The organism is Haladaptatus sp. W1 (assembly GCF_001723155.1).
GTDB lineage: Archaea > Halobacteriota > Halobacteria > Halobacteriales > Haladaptataceae > Haladaptatus > Haladaptatus paucihalophilus.
In genome coordinates this window covers 1-8,031 of the sequence record NZ_MEIH01000368.1, presented here as the reverse complement: position 1 = coordinate 8,031, position 8,031 = coordinate 1, and the positions used below count along the sequence as shown (strand labels likewise).

8 protein-coding genes and 2 pseudogenes are annotated in these 8,031 nt (G+C 64.8%); 6 read left to right on the top strand and 4 right to left on the bottom strand.

Translation table 11 applies throughout. The annotated features are described in order from the left end of the window. Window positions 1-274 precede the first annotated feature (274 nt). A pseudogene (locus tag BG842_RS33300) lies at window positions 275-463 on the top strand (amino acid transporter); the annotation flags it as partial. Between the two features lie 30 nt (window positions 464-493). Here the strand turns inward: BG842_RS33300 and aroC are convergent. After that, window positions 494-1,216 (bottom strand): annotated as a pseudogene (aroC, locus tag BG842_RS21840) (chorismate synthase); the annotation flags it as partial. Between the two features lie 104 nt (window positions 1,217-1,320). Between aroC and BG842_RS21835 the strand changes: the two are divergent. Then, window positions 1,321-1,710 carry a hypothetical protein gene (locus BG842_RS21835; protein WP_069449816.1) on the top strand — a complete coding sequence of 130 codons (390 nt, stop codon included), beginning with the start codon at window positions 1,321-1,323 and terminating at the stop codon, window positions 1,708-1,710. A gap of 3 nt (window positions 1,711-1,713) precedes the next feature. Here the strand turns inward: BG842_RS21835 and aroA are convergent, their stop codons facing one another. Continuing rightward, window positions 1,714-3,003 carry a 3-phosphoshikimate 1-carboxyvinyltransferase gene (gene aroA, locus BG842_RS21830; RefSeq protein WP_069452437.1) on the bottom strand — a complete coding sequence of 430 codons (1,290 nt, stop codon included), beginning with the start codon at window positions 3,001-3,003 and terminating at the stop codon, window positions 1,714-1,716. An 87-nt stretch (window positions 3,004-3,090) separates the two neighbouring features. Beyond that, window positions 3,091-3,627 carry a universal stress protein gene (locus BG842_RS21825; RefSeq protein ID WP_139136229.1) on the bottom strand — a complete coding sequence of 179 codons (537 nt, stop codon included), beginning with the start codon at window positions 3,625-3,627 and terminating at the stop codon, window positions 3,091-3,093. A gap of 111 nt (window positions 3,628-3,738) precedes the next feature. Between BG842_RS21825 and BG842_RS21820 the strand changes: the two genes are divergently transcribed. Both BG842_RS21820 and BG842_RS21815 read left to right on the top strand, forming a co-directional pair. Next, entirely contained in the window at window positions 3,739-4,917 is a 1,179-nt protein-coding gene (locus BG842_RS21820; protein ID WP_069452436.1) for a Xaa-Pro peptidase family protein, read from the top strand. Between the two features lie 156 nt (window positions 4,918-5,073). After that, window positions 5,074-6,306: a carboxylate--amine ligase gene (locus BG842_RS21815; RefSeq protein ID WP_069452435.1), complete on the top strand. Its 1,233-nt coding sequence runs from the start codon at window positions 5,074-5,076 to the stop codon at window positions 6,304-6,306. On the opposite strand, the gene BG842_RS21810 is transcribed toward BG842_RS21815, so the two are convergent. Then, entirely contained in the window at window positions 6,303-6,638 is a 336-nt protein-coding gene (locus BG842_RS21810; RefSeq protein ID WP_069452434.1) for a hypothetical protein, read from the bottom strand. The two genes, BG842_RS21815 and BG842_RS21810, sit on opposite strands and share 4 nt — an antisense overlap. Window positions 6,639-6,673: 35 nt before the next feature. Between BG842_RS21810 and BG842_RS21805 the strand changes: the two genes are divergently transcribed. After that, entirely contained in the window at window positions 6,674-7,738 is a 1,065-nt protein-coding gene (locus tag BG842_RS21805; RefSeq protein WP_069449591.1) for an ATP-NAD kinase family protein, read from the top strand. Between the two features lie 53 nt (window positions 7,739-7,791). Continuing rightward, window positions 7,792-8,031: AbrB/MazE/SpoVT family DNA-binding domain-containing protein (locus BG842_RS21800; protein WP_139136228.1), on the top strand; the 240-nt coding region annotated here is incomplete at its 3' end.

Below are 8,031 nucleotides of genomic sequence, written 5' to 3'. Positions count from 1 at the left end.
CCCGTCGTGAATAGCCGTGTGTCAGTCGGTCGTTTCTCATACCACGAGAGATACGCCGAGGAACTCAATAAACGGTGGCCATCGTTCGCACGAGAAGGAACCGAACGTCGCGGAGATACTGAACGTCACGACGACACGCGGTTTCCGACGGTGTTTTTCTCACGATGAAGCCTTCTCCACCTTCATCGTCGGTTTCCCTCGTTCGGCATCGTTTCTGACCGTATTTTGACAGATGGTCGATACTATTGAGATACTGGAACACAGTTGGTCATATATGGCGTCCGAAAATATCGGGTTACCCGCGTCGGTTTCGATGGCGGTCGGTGGGATGGTTGGCGGCGGTATTTTCGCCGTTCTCGGCGTCGTGGCGTCGGCCGCGGGCACGCTCGCGTGGCTCGCGTTCATCGTCGCGGGGGTTATCGCGCTGGCCGCGGGCTACTCGTTCGTTCGACTCGGGAAACTCTCGAAGGAAGACGACGACGGTCCGCTGACCCGGTATGGACATCATCGCCTGTCCGAGTCGAGACTCGACGGAATCGAACCGCGGTGCGCCCAACCCGCGCGGAACGCCGCGCGCTTCGAAGTATATCGACCCGCCGATGGAGTCGCCCTTCTCTTGATAGTCGTCTATCAGCTCGCGCATCTCGGCGGCGGCGTCGGGGTCGGCGCATCGGACTTCGTTCTCCTCGCTGTGTTCGAGTATCTGCTCGAAACTCACGTCGTCGGCGCGCACGTCGCCGATTTGGTTGACGTGGGCTTTCAGTTCGATGCCGACGGACGAGAGTATCTTCTTGGCGATGGCTCCCGCCGCGACCCAGTTCACCGTCTCGCGCGCGGACGACCGACCGCCGCCGCCCCAGTTTCGCGTCCCGAACTTCGCCGAGTAGGTGAAATCCCCGTGGCTCGGCCGCGGCGCGGTGATGAACGGTTCGTACTTTCCCGAGCGGGCGTCCTTGTTCTGGATGACCATTCCGATGGGCGTTCCCGTGGTGTAACCGTCCTGAATCCCGCTGTTGATGGTCACGGCGTCGGGTTCGTCTCGACTGGTTGATATCATCGACTGACCGGGTTTCCGTCGGTCCAAGTCGGCCTGTACGTCGTCGGTCGTGAGTTCCAGCCCCGCCGGGCAGCCGCTCACCGTGACGCCCATGGATTCCCCGTGGCTCTCGCCGTAGGTCGTCACCTGAAAGAGGCGTCCGAATCGGTTTCCGTTCATTACCCGTTCCTCTGGCACCCTACCATTTAGAGGTTACAGGCCGCGGAACGTTTCGCCACGACGGCCGAAAGAAAATTTATAGCCGGAACGCGAAGACGGAGGCGATGAATCGGCGTCGATTCACCGCCCTGCTCGGTCTCGCAGGAAGTTTCGCGGGTTGTGTCAGTCGCCTTCCAGTCGATAACGGTGCCGACGCCGCGAAACCGGTGAGCCTCCGCGTTCGCAATTTCTTCGACGAGCGGCGGGTCGTCACGGTGACTATCGACGGAAATCGAACGGGCGACCACTACAAGTCCGACTTTTACCTCTTTCCCGGATGGATAGCGAATCGTCGAAACATCCTCGAAGCGGACACCTACGAGGTGAACGTCCAACTCGACAACGGCATGTGGCGCACCGTGGACTGGCGGATGGAAGGCTGTGACACGAACGTCATTTTGATAGACGTCGGACCGGACGGAATCGGCGTCACCGCGACGTGCCAGAAGGACTGACCCTCAGCGCTGTACGCCCGCGCCGAGGTCGTAGAGGACGTCGAAGAAGTCGGGGAACGACACGTCAACGTGCTCCGCGTCGGCGACCATCGTCGTCCCGTCGGCGGTAAGTCCGGCGACCGCGAGTGCCATGACAATTCGGTGATCGCCGTGCCCGTCCACTACCGAGCCAACGAGGTTCGATTCGTCGCCGTAAATCGTGAGCGCGTCGTCTTCCTCTTCGACGCTCGCTCCGAGGTTCGAGAGCTCTTTCGCCATCACGGCCACGCGGTCGGTCTCCTTGTAGCGGACGTGTTCGCAGTTTTCGATTCGCGTTTCGCCGTCGGCGATGGCGCCGAGCGCGGCGATGGTCGGAAGGAGGTCGGGCGTGTCGCCGACGTCGACCGTGACGCCCGAGAGCGATGACCGCCGAACCGTGAGCACGCCGTCGTTGCGGTTCCACTCGACGTCCGCGCCCATCCGGTCCAGTACGTCCACGATGAACGTATCGCCCTGTGCGCTCGGATACGCGCCCTCGATTCGGACGCGCTCGTCGTCATCGGCGGCGACCGCGCCCGCCGCGAGGAGGTAGGAGATGGAGGAGAAATCGCCGGGGACGTGATACTCGCCGTCGCTCGGTTCGTAGAACTGACCGCCATCGACGTGGTAGCCGCCGTCGCGTTTCTCGGCAGTGACGCCGAAGTCGTCCAGCAACTCCAGCGTGATGTCCACGTAGGGGGCTGACTTGAGTTCCGTTTCGAGGTCGATGGTCACGCCCTCGTCGGTCAGCGCGCCCGCCATCAACAGCGCGGAAACGTACTGGGACGACACGTCGCCCGGAATCGACACCGTTCCGCCCGAAATCGGACCCTTCAGGACGAGCGGCGCTTTCCCGTTGCCGCGGGTGCTTTCGCCGCGTCCGCCGAGTTGGTCGATGGCGGAGAGCATCGGTCCTTGCGGCCGCGAGCGGAGCGACGCATCTCCCGTGAGAACGGTAATGCCGTCCACGAGCGCAGCCGTCCCCGAAACGAGTCGGGTTGTGGTCCCGCTGTTCGCACAATCGAGCACGTCCCCGGGGGTCGTCGGTTCGCCGCCGAAGCCGTCGATTTCGATGGCCTCGCCGGTGTCGGTCACGTCGCCGCCGAAGGCGTCGACGGCCCGCATCGTCGCTTTCGTGTCGGCGCTGATGAGCGGGTCGAACACCAGCGCGCCGCCGGAGTAGCCTGCCGCGAGAATCGCACGATGCGTGTAGCTCTTCGACGGGGGTGCCCGCGCCGTCCCCGAGAGTTCAGACTGGGAGATTTCGACGTCCATGTCCGACCCGTCTATCCGAACGGGTATCAGACTACCGCCCCCCGGAAAATATCGCCGGTCGGTGCCGTCCCGGCGGTCGGAGCCCCCTCACCTCACTATGGTGACAGGAACCGTGGCGCGCCCGGCGACCTGTTTGGCCACGCTGCCGAATAGGGTTTCGTAGCGCTCCGACGCGCCCCGATGGCCGACGAAGATGGCGTCGAAGTCGTTGTCCTCGGCGAACTCCGTGATGCGCTCGACGGGTTCGCCGTACAGCAGGCCGGTTTCGATTTCGACTCCCTCGCGCTCCGCGCTCGCTACTGCATCGTCGAGCAGTTCTTGCCCGCGGGTTTCCGCGTCCTCGACGCTCGTCAAGAGGAGTTCGCGGTCCGCCTCGGCGAAACTCGTCGGCGGCACGTCGCCCCCCGTGAACACCTCCGTCGGAACGACGACGTGAATCGCCGTGACCGAGGCGTTCGTGTCCGCCGCGAGGTCCACCGCGTAGTTCAGTGCGTCCGTGCTCGACGGCGAACCGTCGAGCGCGACCAAATACCCTCCCATGATGAGTGGTAGTTCGTCGTGAAGGAGGATGTGGATTTCGGCGGAAACCGGCGGTGGGTTCCGGGACCGCCGACGGGAAGACATCACGGTATTGCTCGAACCGTTCGGCAGTCCGCGGGTGGTTCCCGGGCGATGTTGCCGGGAACACGTTCGCGCTCCGACATCGTTTTGGTCGTCGCCTCTGTGTCGAACGACATGGCACAGGACCTCTCGGAATTGGATTCCGCCCTCGACTCGATGGGTGTGGACGGCTTCCTCATCGACGCCGATTCGACGGATTCGGACCAGTTGTATCTCTCGGGTTTCGACGCGCCGGACGCCTTCACGACGCTGTACGCCGATGGCGTCCACCTCCTCGTCTCCAGTCTGGAGTACGGCCGGGCGAAAAAGGAGAGCAACGCCGAAACCGTCTCCCGACTGTCGGAGTACGACTACTACGAGAAGATCGCCGAACACGGACCGGAAGCGGCGAAGAACCACATCATCGCCGAGTTCCTCGCCGACCACGGCGTCGAGTCGGTGGCGGTCCCCGCCCGGTTCCCCGTCGGAACCGCGGACGGACTGCGCGAGGCGGGCGTGACCGTTCGCCCCGACAACTCCTCGGTCCTCGTGGGGATTCGAGCGACGAAGACGGAAGAGGAGATAGAACACGTCCGCGTCGCCCAGAAAGCGAACGAGGCGTCCATGCACGCCGCCGAGGACCTGATCGCGGCGGCGACGATCGAGGACGGCCTGCTCTACTACGAGGGCGAACCGCTGACCAGCGAGCGCGTGAAAGAGGAGATAGAGGTGACGCTCCTCCGCCACGGGGCCGCGCTTGACGAGACCATCGTGGCTTGCGGCGCGGCGGCGGCGGACCCGCACGACCGCGGTAGCGGCCCGCTCGCGACGAACGAAGCCATCATCATCGACATCTTCCCGCGCGACAAGACCTCGAAGTACCACGCCGACATGACCCGGACCTTCGTCCGCGGCGAACCGTCCGAGGAGATACGCGAACGCTACGAACTCACGTACGAGGCGTTCGACGCGGCCTTCGACGCCCTCGAACCCGGCGCGACGGGCGAGGACGTGCACGCCGCCGTGTGCGACGTGTACGAGGCGGCGGGCTACGACACGCTCCGGAGCAACCCGAACGCGGAGACGGGATTCATCCACAGCACGGGCCACGGCGTCGGACTGGACGTCCACGAGGACCCCCGACTCAGCCCCAGCGGCGGCGAGTTGGAACCCGGCCACGTCGTCACCATCGAACCCGGCCTGTACGACCCCGAAGTCGGCGGCGTCCGCATCGAGGACATCGCCGTCGTCACCGAGGACGGCTACGAGAACTTCACGGACTACCCGATTCGACTCGTCGTGGACGAGGAGTAGGCCGAACTGGATTGGCGAGCGACCCGATTTTCGGGTCGGTTCGGTTCTAAACTCTCTCCTCTTCGTTCTTGTCTCTGTTTCCGTTTCCGTACCCGAGATACCGGCGGCATTCACCCGGTCGAACAGCCTTTAGGTACCCCTCCGAAAATCGAATCCATGGCCGACGAATTCCGTTCCTTCGAGGGGCTTCGGCGCGCGCTCGCCGAGACTACGTTCGACAAACCACCGGCGATAGTCTGCAACGCACACGTCACCGGATTGAGCGTGGCTCGCGCGCTCTCCGCCCACGACGTACCTGTCATCGCCATCGACCGAAACGGTAAGGGCGTCGCGCCGTACTCCGACGCCGTGGATTTCGCCGGGCGGGTGACGTTCCCGCTCGACGATGCGGCGGGGTTCCGCGACGACGTGGAAGCGCTCGCCGCCGAATTAGACCACGAACCCGTCGCGTTCCCGTGCATGGACGAATGGGTCCACGCATTCGCCGGGACGGAACCCGAGGGCGTCCGCCTGCCGTTCGCCGGTCGGGAGACCATCGACGTCGTTCTCGACAAGGAGTCGCTCTACGCGAAAGCTGAGGAGTTAGGCGTCCCGTACCCCGAGACGTACCGCCTCTCGGAGACGGACCCGGAGGACGCGGCCGACGCCCTCGGTTTCCCGCTGGTGGTCAAACCCGCCCGCAAACGCGAGTTCGAGGAGGCCGTCGGGACCAACGTCATCGAGGTTGCCGACCGGGAGGAGTTGGCCGACGTGACCGCGATGGCCGACGACGCCGGAATTCGCGTCATGGCACAGAAGAAGGTGAACATCGCGGCTGGACGGGACTGCTCACTCGCCTCCTACGTTCCCCGGTCCGGCGACCCGGTGACGTTCGTCGGCAACGCCCGCGTTCGCTACCCGCGAGCGTTCGGCACCTCCTGTCTGGTTCGAGCGACCGACCAGCCCGAAATCGAGGACCGCGCGCTGAAGGTGCTGGACGAGAGTGGCTACTACGGTATCAGCGAGTCGGAGTTCGTCTACGACTGGGACCGCGAGGAGTACGTCCTCCTCGACGTCAACACCCGACCGTGGAAGTGGATTTCGCTGCCCGTGCAGGCCGGTGCCGACCTACCGGGGGCCGCCTACGCCGAAGCGGTCGGTGAGACGTTCGAATCCGACGAGACGCACGACGCGACGTGGGTCTATCTCGCCGACTATCTGAAACTCCTGTCGAGCGAGGCCGGGTTCTCGGACGTGCTGTCCGCGGGGCAGTGGAAATCGTTGCTCTCCGGCGGATTCGAGGATTCGGACGAGCTGACGACCGGCGTGTATCGACCCAGCGACGTCGGTCCCGCCTACCGACTCGTGAAGACCGAGTTCGGAACCACCGACTACTACTGCTCCTGTTAACGCGATTTCGGAGTAGTACCAGCCACCCGTCGATAATCGGCAATTTCCTCGCGTCTGTTTCTCTCGCGTCGGCTTTTCTTTTCGCCGTCTCGTTTCTCGGGGGACGGCTGGCGGCGAGCATCCCGCACCGCATCCGTACCGCCGGTGTCCCCACTCCCCCCCGCCAGCGCGGGGATGCGCTCGCCGCTCGCGTCGCTCACGCCTCGCACGAAGCGCGCTGGCGCATCCGTTCGACTGGCGAGGAGGCCGTAGTGACGCGGATGGACGAGGACGGCGAATGGAGGACATCCCGCCACGAAACGAGTCCCGGTGGTCCGACTGTCGGTACCCATACGCCTTTCCTTCGGGGTGCCCAAGGCCCAGCCATATGCGAATCGGCGTGGTCGTCAACCCAATCGCTGGCATGGGCGGGCGAGTCGGCCTGAAAGGAACCGACGGAAAGGTCGCGGAGGCGCGGGAGCGCGGAGCGGAGCGACGCGCCCCCGACAGGGCCGTTGCCGCTCTGTCGGCGCTGTACGACCGCGCGCCGGACTCCGAGCTGCTGACCTACGCTGGCGAGATGGGGGCCGAGGAAGCGCGGGCGGCCGGGTTCGACTCCAAAATCGTCGGCGAACCCGGCGAGGAGGAAACGAGCGCGGCGGACACCCGCGAGGCGGTTCGCCGACTAGTCGCAGACGGCGTGGACCTCGTTCTGTTCGTCGGCGGGGACGGAACCGCCGTGGACGTGGCCGAGACGCTGGCCGAGGTCGAGGCCGACACGCCGATGCTCGGCGTCCCCGCCGGGGTGAAAATCTACTCCTCGGTGTTCGCGGTGACGCCGAAGGCGGCGGGACGGGTCGCGGCGTCGTTCGACCGCACGGAGGAGCGCGAGGTGAACGACATCGACGAGGAGGCCTACCGGGCGGGCGAGGTGCGGGCCGAACTGAAGGCCGTCGCCAGCGTTCCGGTGGCCGAGTCGCTCCAGTCTGGAAAGCAACTCGGCGGTGGAACCGTCGAGAGTCTCGCGGCCGGGGTCGCGGACGACGCGAAACCGGGCGTCACCTACGTCCTCGGGCCGGGAAGCACCGTCGGAGCCATCAAATCCGAGTTGGGATTCGACGGGTCGCCGCTCGGCGTGGACGTGTGGCGCGACGGGGAGGTCGTCGCCCGCGACGCCAACGAGGAGGAACTCCTCGCCGCGCTCGGCGACGAGAACGTCATCGTCGTCTCGCCCATCGGCGGGCAAGGGTTCGTCTTCGGACGCGGAAATCACCAGATTTCACCGGCCGTGATTCGGCGGTCGGACATCGAAATCGTCGCCTCGAAGACGAAACTGGACGGCATCGGCGTCCTTCGGGCGGATACGGGCGACGAGGCGGTCGACGAGTCCTTGCGCGGTTGGTGGAAGGTGCGCGTCGGGCGGTTCGAACGACGAATGTTGAAACTATCGTGAGGCATTTAGTGACATACGGTGAAGTTTAAGGCTTTCTACGCGGATACAAGGATATGGAAACACGAAAGGTACAGCGGCTGGGTCCATCGACGTTGGCGATGACCCTTCCGGCGGAGTGGGCACAGCAACACGGGGTCGAGAAGGGCGACGAAGTGTCCCTTCGCATCAGCGGGAAGGGGACGCTCACCGTCCTGCCCGAGTCGGCCCACGACGAGGAGTCGGAGGCGACGATTCACACTGAGCAACTGGACGCTGATGCGGTCGAACGCGCCATCGTCGCCCAGTACGTCCTT

Excerpts from the sequence above, each read along its gene's own strand:
- BG842_RS21810 (WP_069452434.1), bottom strand. The coding sequence starts at position 6,638 with ATGGGTACCGACAGTCGGACCACCGGGACTCGTTTCGTGGCGGGATGT.
- BG842_RS21815 (WP_069452435.1), top strand. The coding sequence starts at position 5,074 with ATGGCCGACGAATTCCGTTCCTTCGAGGGGCTTCGGCGCGCGCTCGCC.
- BG842_RS21805 (WP_069449591.1), top strand. The coding sequence starts at position 6,674 with ATGCGAATCGGCGTGGTCGTCAACCCAATCGCTGGCATGGGCGGGCGA.
- BG842_RS21835 (WP_069449816.1), top strand. The coding sequence starts at position 1,321 with ATGAATCGGCGTCGATTCACCGCCCTGCTCGGTCTCGCAGGAAGTTTC.
- aroA (WP_069452437.1), bottom strand. The coding sequence starts at position 3,003 with ATGGACGTCGAAATCTCCCAGTCTGAACTCTCGGGGACGGCGCGGGCA.
- BG842_RS21825 (WP_139136229.1), bottom strand. The coding sequence starts at position 3,627 with ATGTCTTCCCGTCGGCGGTCCCGGAACCCACCGCCGGTTTCCGCCGAA.
- BG842_RS21820 (WP_069452436.1), top strand. The coding sequence starts at position 3,739 with ATGGCACAGGACCTCTCGGAATTGGATTCCGCCCTCGACTCGATGGGT.